Origin of the sequence: Enterobacter cloacae complex sp. FDA-CDC-AR_0132, assembly GCF_003010695.1 — a bacterium.
In the GTDB taxonomy this organism is placed as follows: Bacteria; Pseudomonadota; Gammaproteobacteria; order Enterobacterales; family Enterobacteriaceae; genus Enterobacter; species Enterobacter ludwigii.
On record NZ_CP027618.1, the window covers coordinates 1,354,101 to 1,376,581 of the forward strand.

General features: G+C 55.2%; 21 protein-coding genes. 11 read left to right on the plus strand and 10 right to left on the minus strand.

Going from position 1 to position 22,481, the window contains the following annotated elements; translation table 11 throughout:
* Position 1: 1 nt before the first annotated feature.
* The gene (locus AM379_RS06670) at positions 2-529 is read right to left on the minus strand and encodes an NlpC/P60 family protein (protein WP_020884511.1); all 528 of its coding nucleotides are present in this window, start codon (positions 527-529) and stop codon (positions 2-4) included.
* Between the two features lie 240 nt (positions 530-769).
* Here AM379_RS06670 and AM379_RS06675 point away from each other — a divergent pair, with 240 nt between their 5' ends.
* Positions 770-1,432: an HAD family hydrolase gene (locus AM379_RS06675; RefSeq protein WP_014172059.1), complete on the plus strand. Its 663-nt coding sequence runs from the start codon at positions 770-772 to the stop codon at positions 1,430-1,432.
* A gap of 45 nt (positions 1,433-1,477) precedes the next feature.
* Here AM379_RS06675 and AM379_RS06680 read toward each other — a convergent pair whose 3' ends face one another.
* From AM379_RS06680 to AM379_RS06690, 3 genes are all read right to left on the minus strand, one after another.
* Positions 1,478-2,506 (minus strand): TerC/Alx family metal homeostasis membrane protein, encoded by a 1,029-nt coding sequence (locus tag AM379_RS06680; RefSeq protein ID WP_106503553.1) that lies wholly within the window; start codon positions 2,504-2,506, stop codon positions 1,478-1,480.
* Positions 2,507-2,671: 165 nt separating this feature from the next.
* Complete coding sequence (locus AM379_RS06685; protein WP_020884509.1) at positions 2,672-3,070, minus strand: potassium channel family protein; 399 nt, start codon at positions 3,068-3,070, stop codon at positions 2,672-2,674.
* Positions 3,071-3,195: 125 nt separating this feature from the next.
* Positions 3,196-4,389 carry an NAD(P)/FAD-dependent oxidoreductase gene (locus AM379_RS06690; RefSeq protein ID WP_106504350.1) on the minus strand — a complete coding sequence of 398 codons (1,194 nt, stop codon included), beginning with the start codon at positions 4,387-4,389 and terminating at the stop codon, positions 3,196-3,198.
* Between the two features lie 229 nt (positions 4,390-4,618).
* Here AM379_RS06690 and pitA point away from each other — a divergent pair, with 229 nt between their 5' ends.
* On the plus strand, positions 4,619-6,118 hold the full coding sequence (gene pitA, locus AM379_RS06695; RefSeq protein ID WP_014172068.1) for an inorganic phosphate transporter PitA: 1,500 nt from the start codon (positions 4,619-4,621) through the stop codon (positions 6,116-6,118).
* Between the two features lie 54 nt (positions 6,119-6,172).
* Here the strand turns inward: pitA and uspB are convergent, their stop codons facing one another.
* Entirely contained in the window at positions 6,173-6,508 is a 336-nt protein-coding gene (gene uspB, locus AM379_RS06700; protein ID WP_003861224.1) for a universal stress protein UspB, read from the minus strand.
* A 283-nt stretch (positions 6,509-6,791) separates the two neighbouring features.
* Here uspB and uspA point away from each other — a divergent pair, with 283 nt between their 5' ends.
* A complete protein-coding gene (gene uspA / locus AM379_RS06705; RefSeq protein WP_003861223.1) occupies positions 6,792-7,229 on the plus strand; it encodes a universal stress protein UspA in 438 nt (145 codons plus the stop codon).
* A gap of 86 nt (positions 7,230-7,315) precedes the next feature.
* Here the strand turns inward: uspA and rsmJ are convergent, their stop codons facing one another.
* Together rsmJ and prlC are read right to left on the minus strand one after the other, a co-directional pair.
* Positions 7,316-8,077, minus strand: coding sequence for a 16S rRNA (guanine(1516)-N(2))-methyltransferase RsmJ (rsmJ, locus tag AM379_RS06710; protein WP_025202814.1), 762 nt, complete (start codon positions 8,075-8,077; stop codon positions 7,316-7,318).
* A gap of 7 nt (positions 8,078-8,084) precedes the next feature.
* A complete protein-coding gene (gene prlC, locus AM379_RS06715; RefSeq protein ID WP_106503554.1) occupies positions 8,085-10,127 on the minus strand; it encodes an oligopeptidase A in 2,043 nt (680 codons plus the stop codon).
* Between the two features lie 214 nt (positions 10,128-10,341).
* On the opposite strand from prlC, the gene AM379_RS06720 reads away from it, so the two are divergent.
* From AM379_RS06720 to AM379_RS06730, 3 genes are all read left to right on the plus strand, one after another.
* Entirely contained in the window at positions 10,342-11,184 is an 843-nt protein-coding gene (locus tag AM379_RS06720) for a 23S rRNA (adenine(2030)-N(6))-methyltransferase RlmJ (protein WP_020884500.1), read from the plus strand.
* A gap of 71 nt (positions 11,185-11,255) precedes the next feature.
* Entirely contained in the window at positions 11,256-12,608 is a 1,353-nt protein-coding gene (gene gorA, locus AM379_RS06725; protein ID WP_014172073.1) for a glutathione-disulfide reductase, read from the plus strand.
* A gap of 271 nt (positions 12,609-12,879) precedes the next feature.
* Positions 12,880-14,529, plus strand: coding sequence for an alpha,alpha-trehalase (locus AM379_RS06730; RefSeq protein ID WP_020884498.1), 1,650 nt, complete (start codon positions 12,880-12,882; stop codon positions 14,527-14,529).
* Between the two features lie 60 nt (positions 14,530-14,589).
* Here AM379_RS06730 and AM379_RS06735 read toward each other — a convergent pair whose 3' ends face one another.
* On the minus strand, positions 14,590-16,179 hold the full coding sequence (locus tag AM379_RS06735; protein WP_014172075.1) for an STY4199 family HEPN domain-containing protein: 1,590 nt from the start codon (positions 16,177-16,179) through the stop codon (positions 14,590-14,592).
* A gap of 148 nt (positions 16,180-16,327) precedes the next feature.
* On the opposite strand from AM379_RS06735, the gene AM379_RS06740 reads away from it, so the two are divergent.
* Together AM379_RS06740 and AM379_RS06745 are read left to right on the plus strand one after the other, a co-directional pair.
* A complete protein-coding gene (locus tag AM379_RS06740; protein WP_025202811.1) occupies positions 16,328-16,867 on the plus strand; it encodes a GNAT family N-acetyltransferase in 540 nt (179 codons plus the stop codon).
* Between the two features lie 71 nt (positions 16,868-16,938).
* Positions 16,939-17,277, plus strand: coding sequence for a lysozyme (locus AM379_RS06745; RefSeq protein ID WP_014172077.1), 339 nt, complete (start codon positions 16,939-16,941; stop codon positions 17,275-17,277).
* On the opposite strand, the gene AM379_RS06750 is transcribed toward AM379_RS06745, so the two are convergent.
* Positions 17,256-17,858, minus strand: coding sequence for a response regulator transcription factor (locus AM379_RS06750; RefSeq protein WP_041162899.1), 603 nt, complete (start codon positions 17,856-17,858; stop codon positions 17,256-17,258). The genes AM379_RS06745 and AM379_RS06750 overlap by 22 nt on opposite strands.
* A 173-nt stretch (positions 17,859-18,031) precedes the next feature.
* Positions 18,032-18,790: an SDR family NAD(P)-dependent oxidoreductase gene (locus AM379_RS06755; RefSeq protein WP_106503555.1), complete on the minus strand. Its 759-nt coding sequence runs from the start codon at positions 18,788-18,790 to the stop codon at positions 18,032-18,034.
* A gap of 119 nt (positions 18,791-18,909) precedes the next feature.
* Between AM379_RS06755 and AM379_RS06760 the strand changes: the two genes are divergently transcribed.
* The 3 genes from AM379_RS06760 (at position 18,910) to AM379_RS06770 (ending at position 22,469) form a co-directional block, all read left to right on the plus strand.
* Positions 18,910-19,809, plus strand: a complete 900-nt coding sequence (locus tag AM379_RS06760; RefSeq protein WP_106503556.1) for a LysR family transcriptional regulator — start codon at positions 18,910-18,912, stop codon at positions 19,807-19,809.
* 50 nt (positions 19,810-19,859) lie between these two features.
* Positions 19,860-20,885 (plus strand): inner membrane protein YhjD, encoded by a 1,026-nt coding sequence (yhjD, locus tag AM379_RS06765; protein ID WP_020884492.1) that lies wholly within the window; start codon positions 19,860-19,862, stop codon positions 20,883-20,885.
* A gap of 261 nt (positions 20,886-21,146) precedes the next feature.
* Positions 21,147-22,469, plus strand: coding sequence for an MFS transporter (locus AM379_RS06770; protein ID WP_014172082.1), 1,323 nt, complete (start codon positions 21,147-21,149; stop codon positions 22,467-22,469).
* Positions 22,470-22,481 lie beyond the last annotated feature (12 nt).

A 22,481-nucleotide genomic window follows, 5' to 3' on the forward strand; every position in this document is an offset into this window, starting at 1 on the left:
CTCAGACAGAACGGTCTGTGACCCGTCGGGCAGTAATATAGTGCGCCTGCCAGTAGTCATCAGTCAGGGTTGAGACGGTTACGCCCTGGCTGCGTGAGGCATGAATAAACTGGCTATTGCCGATGTACACGCCCACGTGCCTTCGGTCTGGACCGGTCTGAAAGAAAACCAAATCCCCCGCCTTCAGACGGTATTGCGCCACCTTCACGCCGCGATGGATCTGTTCGCCTGTCGTGCGCGGCAGATTAAGGTGCGCCGCATCGCTGAACAGATGCTGCATCAGCGCGGAGCAGTCCACGCCCCGATGTGTGGTCCCGCCCCACTGATAGTGGGTGCCTTTCCACTTCTGGTATTGATCAAGGATCCGGGTACGCAGTGGTCCTGTTTCCTGGTGCAGCAGCGCGGATTTTGCCGGAGAAAGGGCAAGCTCGCGGTTCATTGACAGCATCGACGCCGGCAGTTGAAAACTCAATGCCGAAAACGAAGCCAGACTTAACGAGAGGATTGAAATAAGCGATCTAAACGTCATATCAAAATAGATTCAGTGAGTGGATATTTTCCTTACCGGTGGGGGCCAACGTTCCCCCGAAATAGCGCTCAATGTGGCGATAATATAGACAGCTCACTTTTCAACCAATTATTATTGAGACCAAAAATGGACTCACTTTCCGATCGCAAGATCGCGAAAAAAATGCTCAAGACAGAAGGACAGACAGGGTAAAGCAGGTAAACTAATCAACAGAATGTGTATTTTAGCTAAGACGTATTTATGACCAATATGATTGCCGACGAGGCCGTGGCCAAATCCAACGTGCTCTCCGTCTTCGACTTTGATGGAACACTGACGCACCACGACAGCTTTATCCCTTTCCTGCGTTTTGCCTTTGGTAAACGTTACTTCGCGGGCCGCCTGGTGCGTATGGCCTTACCCACGCTGCACTGCGTGCGTCGTAAGCTGACGCGCGATGAGCTGAAGGAAGTGCTGATTAAAACGTTCCTGACGGGCGTGGATGAACACTGGCTACGCCAGCAGGCGGAAGCGTTTTGCGAAAAATACTGGGACAAGCTGATGCGCCCTGCCGGCGTACTGGCCGTCGCCGCAGAGGTGAATTCCGGTGCGGAAGTGACCATCTGCTCCGCCTCTCCGGCGCTGGTGCTCCAGCCGTGGGCTGACAAGCTGGGGATTAAGCTGATTGGCACACAGCTGGAAGTGAAAGACGGCAAGCTGACCGGGCGTATCACCGGCAACAACTGCCGCTGTGCCCAGAAGGTGGCGAGGCTGGAAAAAGTGTATGGCGATCTGAATAGCTACCACCTGCGCGCGTGGGGCGATACCCGCGGCGACCATGAACTGCTGGCGGCGGCGCAGGATGCACACTGGCGGCACTTCCATCCACCGCGCAAGCGTCGACATTCACCGATTAAGTGTTAGACACTGTCTACCCGAAAACGGCAACCAAAGGTTGCCGTTTTGCTTTTAATGAGCTTCTTTCTTACCCGGGAACATCACGCTGGTGATAATCCCCAGCGCCAGCACGCCAAGCACCACAAACAGGCTTGCCGTGGCACCAATGCTGTAACCGTGGTGCCAGAAGTGATCGGTGGCATTTAATCCGAGCTTGAACGCCACGAAGAACAGCAGCACCACCACCGCTTTCTCCAGATGCACCAGATACTGCTTCAGCGCTTCCAGCACGAAGTAGAGCGTACGCAAGCCGAGGATGGCGAACATCATTGCGCTGTAAATAATAAGCGGCTCACGGCTGACGGCAATAATGGCCGGCACGGAGTCAAACGCGAACATCACATCAGAGAGTTCCACGACCGCCACGCAAAGCAGCAGCGGCGTTGCGTAGCGTTTCGCCTTCTTCACGCGTCCAACCGTTACGTCCTGGTTTTCAGGTTTCTCCAGCTCCGCGTCCACCTCTTTCTGGGTCAGAATAAAGGCATTGCTGCTGATTTTAGGCCAGACAGGATAGAAGCGTTTCACCAGACGGTAAGCCAGATGGCCGGAGTAATCTTCAACCTCGTCACTCTCTTCATTACGTCTGAGCATCATCACCGCCGTCCAGCCGACGACCAGCGCGAAGATAACCTCGACGTAAGGCCCCAGACTCAACAGGCTGGTCCCGATGGCCACAAAGATACCGCGGAAAACAATCGCCCCGAGCACGCCCCAGTAGAGGACGCGGTGACGATATTTATCCGGCACGCCGAACCAGGCAAAAATCGCCATCATCACAAACAGGTTATCGACGGAGAGCACCTCTTCCAGCGCGTAACCGGTGAGGAACAGGCTTGCCATCTCTGCGCCGTGGTGAACATACAGGAACCCGGCGAAAGCCATGGCCATCATGACCCAGAAGAGGGACCACATGGCAGCGCTTTTCAGCGAGATCGGTTTATCGTGACGGTGCATAAAGAGGTCGATAAACATCGCCCCGACGGCCATCACTACAAAGACAACAACGGTTTCAGTCGGGAAACCGAGATGAGCAGCAGACATACACAACCCTTTTGGCAGACAAAACACAACACCATGCAAACTGGCGTAAACCAGGAACGGAAAGGGGCAGGCTGTTTACCAGCCTTTAACCCTTAAAGCCGCGGCCTTCCAGGCCCGGCAAAGAGAGGTACTTTACCGCACTCCATGGGGTCGCGCATCTGCCGTTTAGGCGCTCATGCCGCGCAAACGCTGCAGTACGGCCACCAGAACCGCCACTGACCAGCCCACCATCAAGGCGCCGACCAGGCCTTCCACACCCCCAATCAGCCGCCAGTGCTGAGGCAACGTGACATCGCCGTATCCCACCGTGGCGTAACTGACCAGCGAAAAGTAGAAGCTGGTGTTCCAGTCGTTAAATGCATCAATAACAAAATAAAACCCGGCGAACAGACCGGCTTCAAGAAGATGGGCGAAGATCATGGAGATAACGATCCCGACGTTACGCAAAACCACACGCACCGCAGAGTCGACCTCTAAGTTAATGAATTTTAAAACGCAAAACATCCACAGCGAATGGATGACCACCGTAAGGGTAAGCAAAATAATGATGCTGAGTAGCTGCATGAAAGGTGCTCTGACCGGGAAGAAAAATGACCCCGCGAACGCAGCGGGGCACCTGGAGCTGTCTGGCCTGGTCGAAGCTTAGTGGATCGGAGAAAAAAAGTTGGTGCAATAATTGCGCTGCGTGATTATTTCTCTGCAAGTGCCTGCGCACACGCCCAGGCACTTGCCCATGCCCACTGGAAATTGTACCCGCCGAGCCAGCCGGTCACATCCATCACTTCGCCAATAAAATAGAGCCCCGGCACGTTGCGCGCTTCCATGGTGCGTGAGGAGAGTTCATTCGTGTCGACCCCGCCAAGCGTCACTTCCGCCGTGCGGTAGCCTTCGGTGCCGTTGGGCTGCACCCGCCAGGCTGTCAGCGTCTCAACCAGCACCGCCTGTTCGCGGCTGTTAAGCTGCTTGAGCGACACATCAGGGATCTGCCCCAGCACCTGCAAACATTCCACCAGACGTTTTGGCAACTGCATGGCCAGCGTGTTTTTCAGGCTTTGATTCGGGTGCGCCGCGCGTTGCTCGTTGAGGAAAGCCTCCAGGTCGCAATCGGGTATCAGGTTAACCGTGACAAACTCCCCCGGCTGCCAGTAGCTGGAGATTTGCAGTACCGCCGGGCCGGAAAGACCACGGTGGGTAAACAGCAGGTTTTCACGGAACACCGTACCGTCTTCAGCCGTAATGACCGACGGAACCGAGACGCCAGAAAGCGTCTGGAGCTGTTCCAGCAGGGGCTTATGCAGGGTGAATGGTACCAGCCCCGCACGGGTGGGCAGCACGTTCAGGCCAAACTGTTCGGCAATCTTGTAGCCGAATGGTGAAGCACCCAGCCCCGGCATGGAGAGGCCACCGCTGGCAATCACCAGGTTATCGGCGCTGACGCTTTCCCCGTTTAACTGCAGCGTGTAGCCCTGCTCATCGCGGGACACCTCCAGCACTTCCGTGCGCAGGCGCATCACCACGCCGCCCTTCTCGCACTCGGCCACCAGCATATCGACAATCTGCTGGGCGGAGTCATCACAGAACAGCTGGCCCAGCGTCTTCTCATGCCATGCGATACCGTGCTTACCCACCAGGTCGATAAAGTCCCACTGGGTGTAACGCGCCAGGGCCGATTTGCAAAAATGACGGTTCTGGCTCAGATAAGCTGCAGGTTCGACGTAGAGATTTGTAAAGTTGCAGCGCCCGCCACCGGACATCAGAATTTTACGTCCTGGCTTTTTACCGTTATCCAGCAACAGCACGCGACGACCCGCCTGTCCGGCCATCGCCGCACAAAACATACCCGCCGCACCGGCGCCAATTACCACGGCATCAAACCTTTCCACGTCAAAATCCTCTTCGTTAACTGCCGCGGATTGTAAAGTTTCCTCTGTGGTCACACCAGCGCAATTAACCGAGATATCAGTCATATACTTGAAATATAAAATATATTTCTTTACCTAACGCCAACAAAGCCGAAGTTATATCAAAAAAAAGCTATATTTCACTTTGCCCGCCGCGCATTTGTCCTGGATAATGCGCCGCGTTCATGTCCTCAAAATGGCGTAACGTCCTATGCTACATTTGTTTGCTGGCCTGGATTTACATACCGGGCTTTTATTATTGCTTGCTCTGGTTTTTGTACTGTTTTACGAAGCGATCAACGGCTTCCACGACACTGCAAACGCAGTAGCAACGGTTATCTACACTCGCGCAATGCGATCGCAGCTCGCGGTTGTTATGGCGGCGGTATTTAACTTTTTTGGTGTTCTTCTGGGTGGACTGAGCGTTGCATATGCGATCGTGCATATGTTGCCAACGGATCTGCTTCTCAACGTTAGTTCTGGCCATGGCCTCGCTATGGTGTTCTCAATGCTGCTTGCTGCAATTATCTGGAACCTCGGTACCTGGTATTTCGGCCTGCCTGCATCCAGTTCTCACACCCTCATCGGCGCGATTATCGGTATTGGGTTAACGAATGCCCTCATGACCGGTACCTCGGTTGTTGATGCGTTAAACATCCCGAAAGTGCTGGGAATTTTCGCCTCACTGATTGTCTCCCCTATCGTGGGTCTGGTGGTCGCAGGCGGATTGATTTTCATCCTGCGTCGTTACTGGAGCAATACGAAAAAACGCTCCCGTATTCACCTGACACCGGCAGAGCGTGAGAAGAAAGACGGCAAGAAAAAGCCGCCATTCTGGACGCGGATTGCCCTGATCCTTTCCGCTATCGGCGTTGCCTTCTCTCACGGCGCGAACGACGGTCAGAAAGGCATTGGTCTGGTAATGCTGGTACTGATTGGCGTCGCACCGGCGGGATTCGTGGTCAACATGAACGCCTCCGGTTACGAAATCACCCGTACCCGTGATGCGGTGAACAACGTTGAAATCTATTTCCAGCAACACCCTGAGCTGCTGAAGAAGGCAACCGGCGTTGACCAGTTGATCCCTTCTCCTGAAGCAGGCGCTACCACTGCGCCGGGCGAATTCCACTGCCATCCGGCAAACGCGATTAACGCGCTGGAACGTGCCAAAGGCATGCTGGGTAATATCGAAAGCTACGACAAACTGTCCGTTGAGCAACGTGGTCAACTGCGTCGCATTATGCTGTGCATCTCTGATGTCACGGATAAAGTGGCGAAGCTGCCAGAAGTGAATGCTGACGACCAGCGTCTGCTGAAGAAACTGAAAGGCGATATGCTCAATACTATTGAGTACGCGCCAATCTGGATCATCATGGCTGTCGCACTGGCTCTCGGTATCGGTACGATGATTGGCTGGCGTCGTGTGGCGACCACCATCGGCGAGAAGATCGGTAAGAAAGGCATGACGTATGCGCAGGGTATGTCCGCGCAGATGACGGCGGCGGTTTCAATCGGTCTGGCGAGCTATACCGGTATGCCAGTTTCGACCACCCACGTACTCTCCTCTTCCGTGGCAGGGACCATGATTGTTGACGGCGGCGGTCTGCAACGCAAAACCGTGACCAACATTCTGATGGCCTGGGTATTTACCCTTCCGGCCTCTATCCTGCTGTCGGGTGGGTTGTACTGGATTTCGCTGAAGCTTATCTAATCGGCAGAACGCGATAAAAAAGCGGATCAGGAAACTGACCCGCTTTTTTTATGCTCAGTGCCAAATCATCAAGGCAATCATACTGACCACAACCAGACCACACAGGGCGCTGGTTAAAATGAACTGACGGCGAAGACGCTCGCAACGGCGAATAAACTCTTCATCGTGGTGATCGCGATAGCGCTGGTAATAGATATACCCTACCAGACGCATCTGCTTGCTGGGCTGTCCGTGCGAGGTGAAGAACCCTCCACCGTCCACATACTGATAAAGCAACGGATCGCAACCACGAAGTACCACTAACAGCGCACGTAACGATGAGAAGTAGCGCGCCATATTCACTATGCAAACCACGCATAACGCCCAAAACAATGCGACGGTGCTAATCATACATCCTCCCCGGCGTACGCCCACGAAGCAAGGCCTCTGAGCTACCGCACTCCAGTGCCCTGACAGACAGTTCAGTGAAAGAATGAACAAAAGTCGATCCGGTTCGCGTTTTAATATCCGAACGGCTCATTAAATAGTGTAGGAGATCCGTTAATTTTTTTGCCACAAGGTTAATCGTTATCAACACCAAAGCTTGAAAAATATGTTTTACTGGGCCGTAATGAAAGCATCAGACGACGGCTTTTCCATTTAGTCATCGATAACTTAAGGAAGGAGTAACACTATGGCTTACAAACACATTCTCATCGCGGTAGACCTCTCTCCGGAGAGTAAAGTGCTGGTTGATAAAGCGGTATCCATGGCACGCCCTTACAACGCGAAAGTTTCTCTTATCCACGTTGATGTGAATTACTCCGACCTCTATACCGGTCTGATTGACGTCAATCTCGGTGATATGCAGAAACGCATCTCTGAAGAGACACACCACGCCCTGAGCGAACTGTCCACCAACGCGGGCTACCCTATCACCGAAACCTTAAGCGGCAGCGGCGATCTGGGTCAGGTGCTGGTTGATGCGATTAAGAAATACGATATGGACCTGGTCGTTTGTGGTCACCACCAGGACTTCTGGAGCAAGCTGATGTCTTCAGCGCGTCAGCTGATTAACACCGTTCATGTGGATATGCTGATTGTTCCACTGCGTGACGAAGAAGACGAGTAAGTCTGCTTTCCCTCTCCCAAAGGGAGAGGGAACCGTTCGAGCCTCTTTCCAGCGCGGGTTGGGGTGACGGCATCAAACCGCACACCCTAACCTTCCTGTTCCGGCGTCCCCGAATAAATATCAAACCGGTGCCCTTTGGTGACCACCGCATTGGCCGTCGCCACGTCCGCCAGCGGCGGCGCATAGTCCGGACGTTTCACCACCACGCGCTTCGTGGCGAGCTGACGAGCAGGCGCCAGCAAACCATCCGCGTCTAAATCCGGCCCGACCAGCGACTGGAACACCCGCATCTCTTTCTTCACCAGCGCGCTTTTCTGCTTATGCGGGAACATCGGGTCGAGGTAGACCACCTGCGGACGCGGAGTGATATCGGTCAGGGCCGTCAGGCTGGAGGCGTGAATCAACTGCAAGCGTGCCTGCAGCCACGGTCCAATCTCCGGGTCGGCATAGCCGCGCGTCAGCCCGTCGTCGAGCAGCGCGGCCACGACCGGATTGCGCTCCAGCATCCGCACGTGACACCCTACCGAGGCCAGGACAAACGCATCGCGCCCTAAACCCGCCGTGGCATCCACCACGTCCGGAAGATAGCTTCCTTTGACGCCAACCGCTTTGGCAACCGCTTCACCGCGACCGCCGCCGAACTTGCGCCGGTGCGCCATGGCGCCCCCCACAAAATCGACAAATATCCCGCCGAGCCTGGGTTCGTCACGCTTACGTAATTCCAGATGCGCCGGCGTCATCACCAGCGCCATCAGGTTTTCATCATCATGCTCCAGGCCCCAGCGGGCGGCCAGAACAGATAAGGCGCCGTCTCCGGCGCCTGTTTCATCGACTAAACAAATCTTCACGTAACGGTTAGCCTTTAATTCCGTAGTGCTCAAGCATCGCATCCAGCTGCGGCTCGCGGCCACGGAAGCGTTTGAACAGCACCATTGGCTCTTCAGAACCGCCGCGCGTCAGGATGTTATCAAGGAACGACTGGCCGGTTTCACGGTTGAATATGCCCTCTTCTTCAAAGCGAGAGAACGCATCCGCCGCCAGCACGTCGGCCCACAGGTAGCTGTAATAGCCTGCCGCATAGCCGCCCGCGAAGATATGGCTGAACGCGTGCGGGAAGCGGCCCCAGGTTGGGCCAGGAATAACGGCGACCTGCTTTTTGATCTCGGCCAGCGTCTCGAGGATTTTCGCCCCCTGCTCCGGACTAAACTCGGCGTGCAGACGGAAGTCGAACAGGCCGAACTCCAGCTGGCGCAGGATAAACATTGCCGCCTGGTAGTTTTTCGCCGCCAGCATTTTATCCAGCAGTTCTTTCGGCAGCGGCTCGCCGGTTTCGTAATGGCCGGAGATGAACGCCAGCGCGTCCGGCTCCCAGCACCAGTTTTCCATAAACTGGCTTGGCAGTTCGACCGCATCCCATGGCACACCGCTGATACCGGCAACGCCTGCGGTTTCGATACGGGTCAGCATATGGTGCAGGCCGTGACCGAACTCGTGGAAAAGGGTGATCACTTCGTCATGGGTAAACAGCGCAGGTTTGCCATTCACCGGACGGTTGAAGTTACAGGTCAGGTACGCCACCGGCTTCTGCAGGGAACCGTCCGCTTTACGCATCTGCCCGACGCAATCATCCATCCATGCACCGCCGCGTTTGTTCTCGCGAGCGTACAGATCCAGGTAGAAGCTCCCGCGCAGCTCGTTCTTCTCGTCATACAGTTCGAAGAAGCGCACGTCCGGATGCCAGACGTCGATGTCGGTACGTTCTTTGGCGGTGATCCCGTAAATGCGTTTAACCACTTCAAACAGACCGTTAACGGCTTTGTTTTCCGGGAAGTAAGGACGCAGCTGCTCATCGCTGATGCTGTAAAGGTGCTGTTTCTGTTTTTCACTGTACCAGGCGATATCCCACGGCTGCAGCTCATCGACACCGTATTCCGCTTTCGCGAAGGCGCGCAGCTGTGCCAGCTCTTTCTCGCCCTGCGGACGCGCACGTTTCGCCAGGTCAGTCAGGAAATCGAGGACCTGCTGTGGATTTTCCGCCATTTTGGTGGCGAGGGATTTGGAGGCGTAGCTCTCAAAGCCCAGCAGCTGTGCCAGCTCGTGACGCAGCGCGAGGATTTCAGCCATCACCGGGCTGTTATCCCACTTACCGGCATTCGGGCCCTGATCGGAGGCGCGGGTGCTGTACGCACGGTACATCTCCTCGCGCAGCGCCTGATTGTCGCAGTAGGTCATGACCGGCAGGTAGCTCGGGATGTCCAGGGTTAAGAGGAAGCCTTCCTGCTCTTTCGCGTCGGCCTGCGCTTTCGCCGCCGCCAGCGCGCTTTCCGGCATACCGGCCAGCTCGGCTTCGTCGGTAATCAGCTTCGTCCAGCCCATGGTCGCGTCCAGCACGTTGTTGCTGTACTGGTTGCCCAGCTCAGACAGACGGGCCGCAATTTCACCGTAACGGGTCTGTTTCTCTTTCGGCAAACCAATGCCGGAGAGTTCGAAATCACGCAGAGCGTTATCAACCGATTTTTTCTGCGCGGTGTTGAGTTCGGCATAATGGTCGCCATCGCGCAGGTCGCGATAGGCTTTGTACAGCCCCTCGTGTTGACCAACCCAGGTGCTGTACTCAGAGAGCAACGGCAGGGTTTGTTCATACGCTTCACGGAGTTCCGGGCTGTTTTTCACTGAATTCAGATGGCTTACCGGGGAGAAGAGGCGTCCCAGCACGTCATCCACTTCGGCCAGCGGCTGACACAGATTTTCCCAGGTGTACGGCGCGCCCTGCGCCACCACGCTTTCTACCGCCGCACGGCAGTTGTCCAGCGCCTGTGTTACGGCTGGAACCACATGCTCAGGGCGGATTTTAGAAAACGGTGGCAACGAAAAAGGCGTCAGTAATGGATTGGTCATAAACGCTGTCCTGTTGAATAAGATGAATGAAGCGCGCATCCGGCGCTGTGCATATGCGATCTAGAATGGGGATAAGTGTAGAGGATTTCAATGCCAGACGTTGCGCTTTCGCGGCAGGATAAACTTTTCTGTATACTGTGGCGATAGGCTCTATTTTTGCCCGATGGCGCTACGCTTATCAGGCCTACGTTTACTACCTGGAACACATTCATTCATGCTCAGTTATCGCCACAGCTTTCACGCAGGCAACCACGCCGACGTCCTTAAACACACCGTTCAGAGCCTGATCATTGAATCACTCAAAGAGAAAGATAAACCGTTTCTCTATCTGGACACCCACGCGGGCGCGGGACGTTATCAGCTGAGCGGCGAACATGCCGAACGCACCGGGGAATACCTGGAAGGGATCGCCCGCATCTGGCAGCAGGACGACCTGCCGGCAGAGCTGGAGCCCTACATTGGTGTGGTGAATCATTTTAACCGCAACGGCCAGCTGCGCTACTACCCTGGCTCGCCGTTGATTGCCCGCCAGCTGCTGCGCGAGCAGGACAGCCTTCAGCTGACCGAGCTGCACCCAAGCGACTTCCCGCTGCTGCGTTCTGAATTCCAGAAAGACAGCCGCGCCCGTGTGGAAAAGGCGGATGGCTACCAGCAGCTGAAGGCCAAACTGCCGCCGGTATCCCGTCGCGGTCTGGTGCTGATCGACCCGCCTTATGAGATCAAAACCGACTATCAGGCGGTAGTGAGCGGTATTAACGACGGCTACAAACGCTTTGCGACGGGCACCTATGCCCTGTGGTATCCGGTGGTGCTGCGTGCGCAAATTAAACGCATGATCAAAGACCTGGAAGCGACCGGTATCCGCAAAATTCTGCAAATTGAACTGGCCGTGCGCCCGGACAGCGACCAGCGCGGCATGACCGCTTCCGGCATGATTGTGATCAACCCGCCATGGAAGCTCGAGGCGCAGATGAACAACGTGCTGCCGTGGCTGCACAAGACGCTGGTGCCGGCCGGAACGGGCCATGCCACCGTCAGTTGGATCGTGCCGGAGTAATCGCAGTCATCGGTGGAAACTATTGATTTCAGGTATACAATCGCGGCAATTCACGATTAAGGATAAAAGCTATGACTAAGCATTATGACTACATCGCAATCGGCGGCGGCAGCGGCGGCATCGCCTCCATCAACCGCGCGGCCATGTATGGCCAGAAATGTGCGCTGATCGAAGCCAAAGCGCTGGGCGGCACCTGCGTCAACGTGGGTTGTGTACCGAAGAAAGTGATGTGGCATGCGGCCCAAATCCGTGAAGCAATCCATATGTATGGCCCGGATTACGGCTTTGACACCACCATCAATAACTTTGACTGGAACAAGCTGATCGCCAGCCGTACTGCCTATATCGACCGTATTCATACCTCGTACGACAATGTGCTGGGCAAGAACAACGTCGATGTTATTCATGGTTTTGCGCGCTTTGTTGATGCGAAGACGATCGACGTTAACGGTGAGACGATCACTGCCGATCACATCCTGATCGCGACCGGCGGGCGTCCGAGCCACCCGGATATTCCCGGTGTGGAATACGGTATCGACTCCGACGGTTTCTTCGAGCTGCCTGCTCTGCCAGAACGTGTTGCCGTGGTGGGCGCGGGATACATCGCCGTAGAACTGGCCGGTGTGATTAATGGCCTGGGCGCAGAAACGCACCTGTTCGTGCGTAAACACGCGCCGCTGCGCAACTTTGACCCGCTGATCGTCGATACGTTGGTCGAAGTGATGAATACCGAAGGCCCAACGCTGCACACCCACGCCGTGCCAAAAGCGGTCGTGAAAAATGCAGACGGTAGCCTGACGCTTGAGCTGGAAGATGGCCGTAGCCAGACCGTGGATTGCCTGATCTGGGCGATTGGTCGTGAACCGGCTAACGACAACTTCAACCTGGCGGCGACGGGCGTTAAAACCGATGAGAAAGGGTATATCGTTGTCGATAAATTCCAGAACACCAGCGTTCCGGGCATTTACGCGGTGGGCGATAACACCGGTGCGGTCGAACTGACGCCGGTTGCGGTTGCCGCGGGCCGTCGCCTCTCTGAGCGTCTGTTTAACAACAAACCGGAAGAGCATCTGGACTACAGTAACATTCCGACCGTGGTCTTCAGCCACCCGCCAATCGGCACAGTGGGCTTAACAGAACCTCAGGCGCGCGAGCAGTATGGCGACGACCAGGTGAAAGTGTATAAATCCGCGTTCACCGCGATGTATACCGCCGTCACCTCTCACCGTCAGCCATGCCGCATGAAGCTGGTCTGCGTGGGTCCGGAAGAGAAGATTGTCGGTATCCACGGCATTGGCTTTGGCATGGACGAGATCCTGCAGGGCTTCGCCGTGGCGCTCAAAATGGGTGCCACCAAGAAAGACTTCGATAACACCGTTGCGATCCACCCGACAGCGGCCGAAGAATTTGTCACCATGCGTTAAGCAAAATGCCCCTCTGCGGAGGGGCGTTTGTTTCAGACATAAATCGTTGCACAACGAATGCTCTGAATTATTTGCCCCATAAATCTGTCTAAAAATCCCTTTTAGCCTTTATTTTTCAGGCAATTACTGTTTTAACTCCGCAAATACCCCGCGTTTAAAAACGTGATCAACCGCACATTTCCCTCAGCCAACACCGAAGCGAATGTCTACGCTTATAAGACGCCCGGAAAAAACTGTTATTTTGAACACACAACCGGAGGTCCTTATCGCCATGTTCAACCAGAAACTACAGGCTGCCGAGAACATCGAGTTCGAGATTGCAGAAGAGCTGCGCTACGAGACCGATCCCTGCGAGTTAAAACTGGATGAAATGATTGAGGCGGAGCCGGAACCCGAAATGATTGAGGGGCTACCCGCCTCTGATGCTCTGACGCCCGCCGATCGCTATCTGGAACTGTTCGAGCACGTGCAGTCGACACGTCTGTTTGCGGACAGCAAAACCTTCCCCGACTGTGCCCCGAAGATGGATCCTCTGGATATTCTGATCCGCTATCGCAAGGTCAGGCGCCACCGGGATTTCGACCTGCGCCGGTTCGTGGAGAACCACTTCTGGCTGCCAGAGACCTATACCACGGAATATGTCTCCGACCCCGGCCTGTCGCTAAAAGAGCACATTGACAGCCTGTGGCCCGTGCTGACGCGCGAGCCGCAGGACCACATCCCCTGGTCTTCTCTGCTGGCGCTGCCGCAGGCCTATATCGTGCCCGGCGGGCGTTTTAGTGAGACCTATTACTGGGATTCCTACTTCTCTATGCTGGGTCTGGCAGAGAGCGGACGTAACGATCTGCTGAAATGTATGGCGGATAACTTCGCGTGGTTGATTGAACGCTACGGCCATATCCCGAACGGTAACCGTACCTATTATCTCAGCCGCTCCCAGCCGCCGGTATTTGCCCTGATGGTAGAGCTGTTTGAAGAGGATGGTGTGCGCGGTGCAAAGCGCTACCTTGAACACCTCAAAATGGAGCATGCCTTCTGGATGGACGGGGCGGAATCGCTGCTGCTTAATCAGGCCTATCGCAGCGCGGTGCGTATGCCGGATGGCTCGCTGTTAAACCGCTACTGGGACGACCGTGACACGCCACGTGATGAATCATGGATTGAGGATGTGGAAACCGCCCGTCACTCTGGCCGTCCGCCGAATGAGGTTTATCGCGATTTGCGCGCAGGTGCGGCCTCCGGCTGGGATTACTCCTCGCGCTGGCTGCGGGAGCCTGGCCGACTTGCCAGCATCCGCACCACGCAGTTTATTCCTATCGATTTGAACGCGTTCCTGTTCAAACTGGAAAGCGCGATCGCCAATATTTCGGCATCGAAAGGGGATAAAGAGACCGCGGAACTGTTCCGCCAGAAAGCCAGCGATCGCCGCGCCGCGGTGAACCGGTATCTGTGGGATGACGAGAATGGCTGTTACCGTGACTACGACTGGCGCCGCGAGGTCATGGCGCTGTTCTCAGCGGCGAGCATTGTGCCGCTGTACGTTGGCATGGCGACCCACGAGCAGGCTGAACGCTTGTCTGATGCGGTAAAAGCACGTCTGCTGACGCCGGGCGGGATTCTGGCCACCGAGTACGAAACCGGCGAGCAGTGGGATAAACCCAACGGCTGGGCGCCGCTGCAGTGGATGGCGATTCAGGGCTTCAAACAGTACGGCAATGACTCGCTGGGCGATGAGATTGCCTGGAGCTGGCTGCAGACGGTGAATCATTTCTATAAAGCCCACCATAAGCTGATTGAGAAATATCACATCGCCAGCAGTACGCCGCGCGAAGGGGGCGGGGGTGAGTACCCGCTGCAGGATGGCTTCGGCTGGACTAACGGCGTGGTACGGCGGTTGATTGGGTTGTATGGGGAGCCGTGACCTTCTGCGGTCTGATGCCCGTATCCATCCCTCTCCTCCCGGGAGAGGGAGAAGACAGGATTAACGAATCACTTCATAAATGGCGGTCTGGATGGACTGCCATTTTTTTGTGGTGGCATCCGGCTGTGACTGTGCCCGACGCGTCGCCAAATCCAGATCATGCTGCTGGCGCTTCACCACGGCAGGCACGGTGCAAAACGCCTTCAGATACTGTTTACGCATTGACGTCAGGGACTCGCCATTCGACATGGCATGGCTGAGCGTGTTGATAAAGCGCCGGCACGGCTTCTGTTCCACCATGTTCTGTCGGTAGCGCAACATCAGCTCCAGAACGTCGTCATAGTCAGCCGACATCGCCTCTTCCGTCCAGGAGAGCTTCCAGTCCATCCCTCCCTGCAAAAACAGCAGTGCCACCCGGGTATCATTGCGGTTAATCGCCGAGCGGAAATTATTCTCGTCCCAGGTCACGCCCATGCGCGACAGCGTCTCGCGCGAGGACGGGGTTTCGCGCATCTCCTGAGGCTGGGCCGTTTCTGCAACGTTCCCGGCTGCAGGCTGGGGTTTACTGCTGGTTACCAGCCAGAAGCCGCCCGCCACAATGGCAATCACCATCACGCCAACCGCCCCCCATAACGCGCCGGAAATAAGCTGCTCACGCTGTTCTGGCGTGCGCGGTGCGCGCTGGGTCGGTTTTTCAATCGTGTCACGAACCTCAAAGAGATCCCCGCCGGTCACACGATCCATTTTCTGCGCCTTTTCCCAGAAAGCATGCAGCTCGCTGGCATCCACCGCCATCAGTCCGGCCGGGTTGACGCGGGTTCTCCCCTCTTCAAAAGCACGTTGAACCGGTCGGGTGATCTGCGTGTAGTAGTTATCCAGCAGCTGGATTTGCGCCGAACTTAACGCCTTCTGCACGGTAATATTGTTGCGGATTTGCCGAATATCATCGAGGAAGGTTTGCAAGGTTTTCCGCGGTTCCACCATCAGCGTGAGCATTGACGGATCGTTAAACAGCGAGGCGTAGTAGCGGCTGAACTCTTTTTTATCCACCAGCATCTGTGCCAGCTCACTGAACATCATGCCGCTCAGCACATCATTGATGTCACCAAGCTTCAGCCAGCGCCGCACGCGGTCCGCGTTAAACAGGGTTTTAAGATGGTTATTCAGCCGCACCTGATCGGGCCAGGCCTGCTGGATGAGCCCTTTTATCATCAACTCAATCGTACGTACCTGCTTATGCGCCTGTTGTTGCTGGAGTTCACTGCCAGGCGCCACTTCGGTGCTGTAGGTCAGAAGAGGCTGTTGCAAACGAAGGTGCTCCAGGGTGGTCACAAACCGCATCGCGGCAATCAGCTGGTTTTCACTGACATCCTGACCGCTTTCGTACTGAGGAACACGCTGCTGAAGCAGACGCAATTGCAGCGTGAATTCGGACATCTCCGCGTCATTCAAATTGAGCGTCTTCGCAACCGCATTCCAGCCCCCCAGGCCTAAACGCGCGCTGTCCAGTTGTTCCAGAAACCAGCGTGGATCTTTTCCCTCAGAAACATGTACATTCAGGAGAAGTAAAATTTCAACCGAGGCCTGGCGAATAACCGCCAGACAGTGTTCGAACTGTTCGCGGATAGGGTGTGCTGTGCTGAGAGTCATTGTTTTCCTTAAGCGACAACGAAGACAACCAGAATGGGCCTGTAATGGCCGTTTTTCTTTTTATTTATACGAGGTTAACCATACCTGACTTTCTGTTGAAATAAAGTGACACCACGAAAATCATTTTAAATGTTTCAGGAGAATCTGAATGCCTGTCTTAACGACATCGCGTCTTATCTGTTCACCGCTGCAAGACCATGACTGGCCCTTTTTCCTGGCGTTGCAGCACGACCCCGAGGTGATGCGTTTTGTCGCGGAAGATCGCCCCGTGGAGGCGATCCGCGAGGCGTTCGAATCTCGTCTGACGCCCTGGACGCCGGGCAGCGCGCACTGGCTTTGCCTCGTTGTGCGTGACGCCACCTCCGGCGTACCGCTCGGCGTCACCGGTTATATTCATCGCGATGACGATTGCGCGGAAGTGGGTTTTCTTTTTGCACCTGCGGCCCAGGGGAAAGGCTACGGCTTCGAATCGCTGCAGGCGCTGTGCGGTTACGCCTTTCATCAGGGCGGCATACGCCGCCTCACCGCCACCGTCACGGCGGGGAATATCGCCTCCAGACGCCTGCTGGAAAAAACGGGCTTTCGTCTGGAGGGCGAGTTACGCGAGAGTTATTACCTTGGCGGACAATGGCATAATGACTGGCTGTTCGGTTTATTGAAGCAGGAATATCTCAGCAATCATTCCTGATCTATAGCCATTTGGCGGATATTTTGCGCGTGTCGTTTCCTCTACAATATTGCCATTAAGAGGAAACGAATATGAAAGGTCATGCGCTGAAGATATCTTCTGCCGCCATTGCGTTAATAAAAAAACACCAGGGGCTTTCTCTGGAGAAATATCGTGATGAAAACGGTTTATGGGTTATTGGCTATGGCCATGTTATTCGCCAGGGCGAATGTTTTCAGCGTCTTATCACGCCGCTACAGGCTGAATATTTACTTCACGATGATATTCAGCTGTGCGAAACGCTGCTGCGGGAAAAATTTAAACGCCCGTTAACCCAACAGCAGCACGACGCGCTGGTGTTGATGATGCTCAGTTTCGGTGAGACGACCTCACTCCCGACCGCAATTCTTCAGGCCGTCGCCCGGGTATAGTACATCGCGGCCTGGGTTCTGTTTTTCACCTCCAGGCGGCGGAAAAGCGCTTCCAGGTGCGCTTTCACCGTGGCGGCGCTGATGTTGAGATTGCGCCCGATCTCTTTGTTGGACTCCCCCGCCGCCAGTAATTTCAGGACTTCGCGCTGGCGTTCGCTTAAGGATAATAACGCCTGCGGCGCCGACGGTTGCCTCACCCACTCACCGGGGAAGCACACCATTCCTCGGGAGACCGAATCCAGCACCGCGGAAAAGCGCTCCGGGTGCGCATTGCGGGGAACAATGGCCATCACGTTTCGCTGCAGCAATTGCTCAACCCATCGGGCCTCTTTTTTAGCCAGAACCATTACCACGCGTATCGTCGGGAAACGCTGCATGATCGCTTCCAGCCAGGCGATCCCCTCATCCTCAATTAAATTCCCGTCAATCATGACGATAGCCGAGGGTGACGCTGAAATTTGCGCCCGTAAATCTTCTGCCTGACAGCTTCCCGTAATATTTATTTCCGGAATTAATTTCTGAAGACTGTGTATCGCTCCGTGAATAAACAGGGACTGCCTGTCAAACATAATTACCCGCATCGTTTTTCTCCCCCTGAGAGTCGCGAAGGGAGATTCTACAGAGGCATTATTTAAGAAAAAACTCAATGAACGGAGACGTTACAAATCCACCAGTGTTATTTATATCTCCCAGTATCTGGACACATTCAATTTGAGGATTTCCTTAAGAGGTTCCATCCCCTTAAGCGAAGGCATCACAGGAACATACCGCCTGATACTTCAATACGTTGCGCATTCATCCAGCCCAGTTTATCGCTGAGCAGCGCCGCAATGGCATCACCGATATCATCCGGCAGCCCTACGCGCCCGAGCGCCGTCTGCGTTGCCAGCGTCTGGTTAAGCTGCGCGTTGTCACGCACGCGTCCGCCGCCAAAGTCGGTTTCTATCGCACCGGGAGCAATGATATTGACGGAGATACCGCGCGCGCCCAGCTCTTTCGCCTGGTAACGGGTCAGCACTTCCATCGCCCCTTTCATTGCCGCATAAGTGCCGGAACCGGGTTGCGTAAAACGGGCCAGCCCGCTGGAGACGTTCAGGATCCGCCCACCGTCGTTCAGCAAGGGAAGCAAACGCTGCGTCAGGAAAAAAGGCCCTTTGAAATGGATATTCAGCGCCTCATCAAACTGGGCTTCCGTTGTCTCGGCATAGGGCGCGTACAAGCCCGTCCCGGCGTTGTTTAATAAATAATCAAAGGTTTCACGCTGCCATACGGTATTAAGGGTTTCCTGAAGCTGACCGGCAAAAAGGTCGAAACTGGCAACATCTCCGACGTTGAGCTGCAATGCGGCCGCGTTAATGCCTTTTTGCTGAATTTCGCGCACAACATCCAGCGCTTCCTGTTGGCTTCGGTTATAGGTCAGGATAATTCCCGTTCCGTCTGCTGCGAGCTTCAACGCCGCGTTTTTACCCAGACCACGGCTACCACCTGTGACTAATGCAATACGTTCAGACATAAGAAACCTCGTTTTGACTGTTGTGGAGATTGAGAAAGAGCTTATTAGGTGATAGAAGATCAATAAAGATGTCGCAGAGCGCTTCACTGTTTCAATTGCAACAACAATGAGCTTCGTCTATGGATAAAATTCACGCAATGCAGCTGTTTGTTCGTGTCGCGGAACTGGAGAGTTTTTCCCGGGCGGCGGAGTCACTGACGCTGCCGAAAGGCAGTGTTTCGCGGCAAATTCAGGCGCTGGAAAACCGACTGGGAACCCAGCTATTGCACCGAACCACGCGTCGCGTAAGCCTGACGCAGGACGGCATGGTGTATTACGAGCGGGCAAAAGATCTTCTGACAAACCTGGATGAACTGGACGGTATGTTCCAGCATGACCCCTCCACCATCAGCGGTCGGTTACGCGTGGATATGCCCGTCAGCGTTGCTCGAAATTTAGTCATCCCCAAACTGCCTGCTTTTCTGCAGCAATATCCGGGCATCGAGCTAGAACTTAGCAGCAGCGATCGCCTGGTGGATGTTATTCGTGAAGGGTTTGATTGTGTGGTACGCGTCGGCGCGCTCAAAGACTCGGGACTTATCGCCCGCCCGCTGGGCAAGCTGTCGGTGATTAACTGCGCCAGCCCGAATTATGTCACGCGTTTTGGCTATCCGGACACGCTGGAAGATTTGGGTTCACACGCCGTCATTCACTATGCCGCCACGCTGGGAACACGTCCCCAGGGCTTTGAATTTTATAACGGCACGTCGACGCAGTGGGTGAAGACGGGCGGGGTCTTAACCGTCAACAGCACAGAAACGTATCAGGCGGCGTGCATCGCCGGACTGGGTATTATCCAGGTGCCGCGCGTTGGCGTGCGTGACGCTCTGCGCACCAGGAAGTTGATTGAAGTTCTCCCACAGTACCGGGCGGAACCGATGCCGGTATCGCTGATTTATCCCCACCGGCGCAACCTCTCCCGTCGGGTACATCTGTTTATGGAGTGGCTTACTGCACTCACAAAAGCTTACGTGGATTAGTCGCAAGCTATAATTCAATAACATCCAGCCAAACGAAAAGGAAAAGTCGCGTGACGCCGGAAAACAACCCGCAACGACCTACCCAACATTTAGATTACGAACCCATCCAGAAGATGGAAACCGGGCCTGAAGAAGTAAAAATGCCAGGCACCGCCAGCAAAGCGCTGGGGACTGTCACCAGCCTGGCAGAGCGGATACAGCAGTTCCCCATGATTGCGCACCTGATACGCGCAACAGAGCGGTTTAATGACCGCATGGGTAACCAGTTTGGGGCTGCCATCACCTATTTCTCTTTTTTATCGATGATCCCTATCCTGATGGTGTCCTTTGCCGCAGCCGGTTTTGTACTCGCGTCACACCCAACGCTGTTGCAGGATATCTTCAATAAAATCCTGAATAACGTCAGTGATCCGACCCTCGCTACCACGCTCAAAAACACCATTAATACCGCCGTACAGCAACGTACGACGGTCGGTATTGTCGGTCTGTTGATTGCCCTTTACTCCGGGATTAACTGGATGGGCAACCTTCGCGAGGCCATTCGTGCCCAGTCGCGCGAGGTGTGGGAGCGTAAGCCTCAGGACCAGGAGAAAATCTGGGTTAAGTATCTTCGCGACTTTGTTTCGCTGATTGGCCTGCTCGTCGCGCTGATTGTGACGCTCTCCATCACCTCTGTCGCCGGTTCGGCGCAGCAGATGATTATCTCTGCGCTCTATCTGGATTACATCGAGTGGCTGAAGCCCGCGTGGCGCGGCATTGGACTGGCTATTTCCATCTTCGCCAACTATCTGCTGTTCTTCTGGATCTTCTGGCGCTTGCCCCGCCATCGTCCGCGTAAGAAGGCGCTGATCCGCGGCACATTGATTGCGGCGATAGGCTTTGAAGTGATCAAAATTGTGATGACTTACACTCTGCCATCGCTGGTGAAATCCCCTTCTGGCGCGGCGTTTGGCTCGGTGCTGGGGCTGATGGCGTTCTTCTACTTCTTCGCCCGCCTGACCTTGTTCTGCGCGGCATGGATTGCCACCGCCGAGTACAAAGACGACCCGCGCATGCCGGGTAAAACACACCGATAACGTCTCTCCCGGGCTGAAACTTCAGCCCGATTCATCATTTCAGCATATAAATCCAGTCCGTAACTTTTATTTAACCAAAAACCAGTTTTATCAGCTGATATTTGAAAACTGTGAAGCATTTCATAGAAGTGTTTTGTCTGGCCTGAACATTATCCGCTTTTTGTTGCTTTTATCACCAGTGCGCGGCTTTGTTACAGATTGAAATGTCGCTTTTGCTGTGCGTAATATGGCCTTTCGTCCGACTAAAAATAAGAAAATATTATGCAAGCAACAGCCACAACACTCGACTCCGGCGCGGAAACCGCGCCGGTTAACTCGCGAAACAAAGTTGTCGTCGCCTCGCTGATTGGCACCGCCATTGAGTTCTTCGACTTTTACATTTATGCCACCGCAGCGGTCATTGTCTTTCCGCATATTTTCTTCCCGCAGGGTGACCCGACGGCAGCCACGCTGCAGTCTCTGGCTACCTTTGCGATCGCGTTTGTTGCGCGTCCGATTGGCTCTGCCCTGTTTGGACACTTCGGCGATCGCATCGGCCGTAAGGTCACGCTGGTGGCCTCGCTGCTGACGATGGGGATCTCCACCGTCGCTATCGGCTTGCTGCCTACCTACGAAACCATTGGTATTCTGGCCCCGATGCTGCTGGCGCTGGCGCGTTTTGGTCAGGGTCTGGGGCTGGGCGGTGAATGGGGGGGTGCGGCGCTGCTGGCCACGGAGAACGCACCGGCACGCAAACGCGCGCTGTACGGTTCATTCCCGCAGCTTGGCGCACCGATTGGCTTCTTCTTTGCGAACGGGACTTTCCTGCTGCTCTCCTGGCTGCTGACGGACGAACAGTTCATGAGCTGGGGCTGGCGTATTCCGTTCGTCTTCTCCGCCGTGCTGGTGCTGATTGGCCTGTATGTCCGCGTGTCGCTTCACGAAACGCCGGTTTTCGCTAAAGTTGCCGCCGCGAAAAAACAGGTAAAAGTGCCGCTGGGTACGCTGCTGACTAAACACGTCCGCGTGACGGTACTGGGCACGTTTATCATGCTCGCGACCTACACGCTGTTCTATATCATGACGGTCTACTCAATGACGTTCAGCACCGCCGCCGCGCCGGTTGGACTCGGCCTGCCGCGTAACGAAGTGCTGTGGATGTTGATGATGGCGGTCATTGGGTTTGGCGTCATGGTGCCGATTGCCGGCCTGCTGGCGGATAAGTTTGGTCGTCGCTCAAGCATGATTGTTATCACCACGCTGATCATTCTGTTTGCCCTGTTCGTCTTCCCGCCGCTGCTGGGTTCAGGTAGCCCTGCGCTGGTCATGGCGTACCTGCTCATTGGTCTGAGCCTGATGGGCCTGACCTTCGGCCCGATGGGCGCGCTGCTGCCAGAGCTGTTCCCGACGGAAGTGCGTTATACCGGCGCGTCGTTCTCCTATAACGTTGCCTCTATTCTGGGTGCGTCCGTTGCGCCTTATATCGCCACCTGGCTGCAGGCAAATTATGGCCTGTTCTACGTGGGCGTTTACCTGGCCGCCATGGCAGCGCTGACGCTGATTGCCCTGCTGCTGACCCACGAGACGAAGCACCAGTCTCTGTAATTCACCGCGGCC

What these genes read in the sequence shown, in the direction of transcription:
- gorA (WP_014172073.1), top strand. Translation starts at nt 11,256, where the DNA reads ATGACTAAGCATTATGACTACATCGCAATCGGCGGCGGCAGCGGCGGC.
- AM379_RS06685 (WP_020884509.1), bottom strand. Translation starts at nt 3,070, where the DNA reads ATGCAGCTACTCAGCATCATTATTTTGCTTACCCTTACGGTGGTCATC.
- AM379_RS06670 (WP_020884511.1), bottom strand. Translation starts at nt 529, where the DNA reads ATGACGTTTAGATCGCTTATTTCAATCCTCTCGTTAAGTCTGGCTTCG.
- uspB (WP_003861224.1), bottom strand. Translation starts at nt 6,508, where the DNA reads ATGATTAGCACCGTCGCATTGTTTTGGGCGTTATGCGTGGTTTGCATA.
- AM379_RS06750 (WP_041162899.1), bottom strand. Translation starts at nt 17,858, where the DNA reads ATGCGGGTAATTATGTTTGACAGGCAGTCCCTGTTTATTCACGGAGCG.
- AM379_RS06680 (WP_106503553.1), bottom strand. Translation starts at nt 2,506, where the DNA reads ATGTCTGCTGCTCATCTCGGTTTCCCGACTGAAACCGTTGTTGTCTTT.
- uspA (WP_003861223.1), top strand. Translation starts at nt 6,792, where the DNA reads ATGGCTTACAAACACATTCTCATCGCGGTAGACCTCTCTCCGGAGAGT.
- AM379_RS06770 (WP_014172082.1), top strand. Translation starts at nt 21,147, where the DNA reads ATGCAAGCAACAGCCACAACACTCGACTCCGGCGCGGAAACCGCGCCG.
- AM379_RS06745 (WP_014172077.1), top strand. Translation starts at nt 16,939, where the DNA reads ATGAAAGGTCATGCGCTGAAGATATCTTCTGCCGCCATTGCGTTAATA.
- AM379_RS06740 (WP_025202811.1), top strand. Translation starts at nt 16,328, where the DNA reads ATGCCTGTCTTAACGACATCGCGTCTTATCTGTTCACCGCTGCAAGAC.
- AM379_RS06760 (WP_106503556.1), top strand. Translation starts at nt 18,910, where the DNA reads ATGGATAAAATTCACGCAATGCAGCTGTTTGTTCGTGTCGCGGAACTG.
- pitA (WP_014172068.1), top strand. Translation starts at nt 4,619, where the DNA reads ATGCTACATTTGTTTGCTGGCCTGGATTTACATACCGGGCTTTTATTA.
- AM379_RS06675 (WP_014172059.1), top strand. Translation starts at nt 770, where the DNA reads ATGACCAATATGATTGCCGACGAGGCCGTGGCCAAATCCAACGTGCTC.
- prlC (WP_106503554.1), bottom strand. Translation starts at nt 10,127, where the DNA reads ATGACCAATCCATTACTGACGCCTTTTTCGTTGCCACCGTTTTCTAAA.
- AM379_RS06755 (WP_106503555.1), bottom strand. Translation starts at nt 18,790, where the DNA reads ATGTCTGAACGTATTGCATTAGTCACAGGTGGTAGCCGTGGTCTGGGT.
- AM379_RS06720 (WP_020884500.1), top strand. Translation starts at nt 10,342, where the DNA reads ATGCTCAGTTATCGCCACAGCTTTCACGCAGGCAACCACGCCGACGTC.
- AM379_RS06730 (WP_020884498.1), top strand. Translation starts at nt 12,880, where the DNA reads ATGTTCAACCAGAAACTACAGGCTGCCGAGAACATCGAGTTCGAGATT.
- AM379_RS06735 (WP_014172075.1), bottom strand. Translation starts at nt 16,179, where the DNA reads ATGACTCTCAGCACAGCACACCCTATCCGCGAACAGTTCGAACACTGT.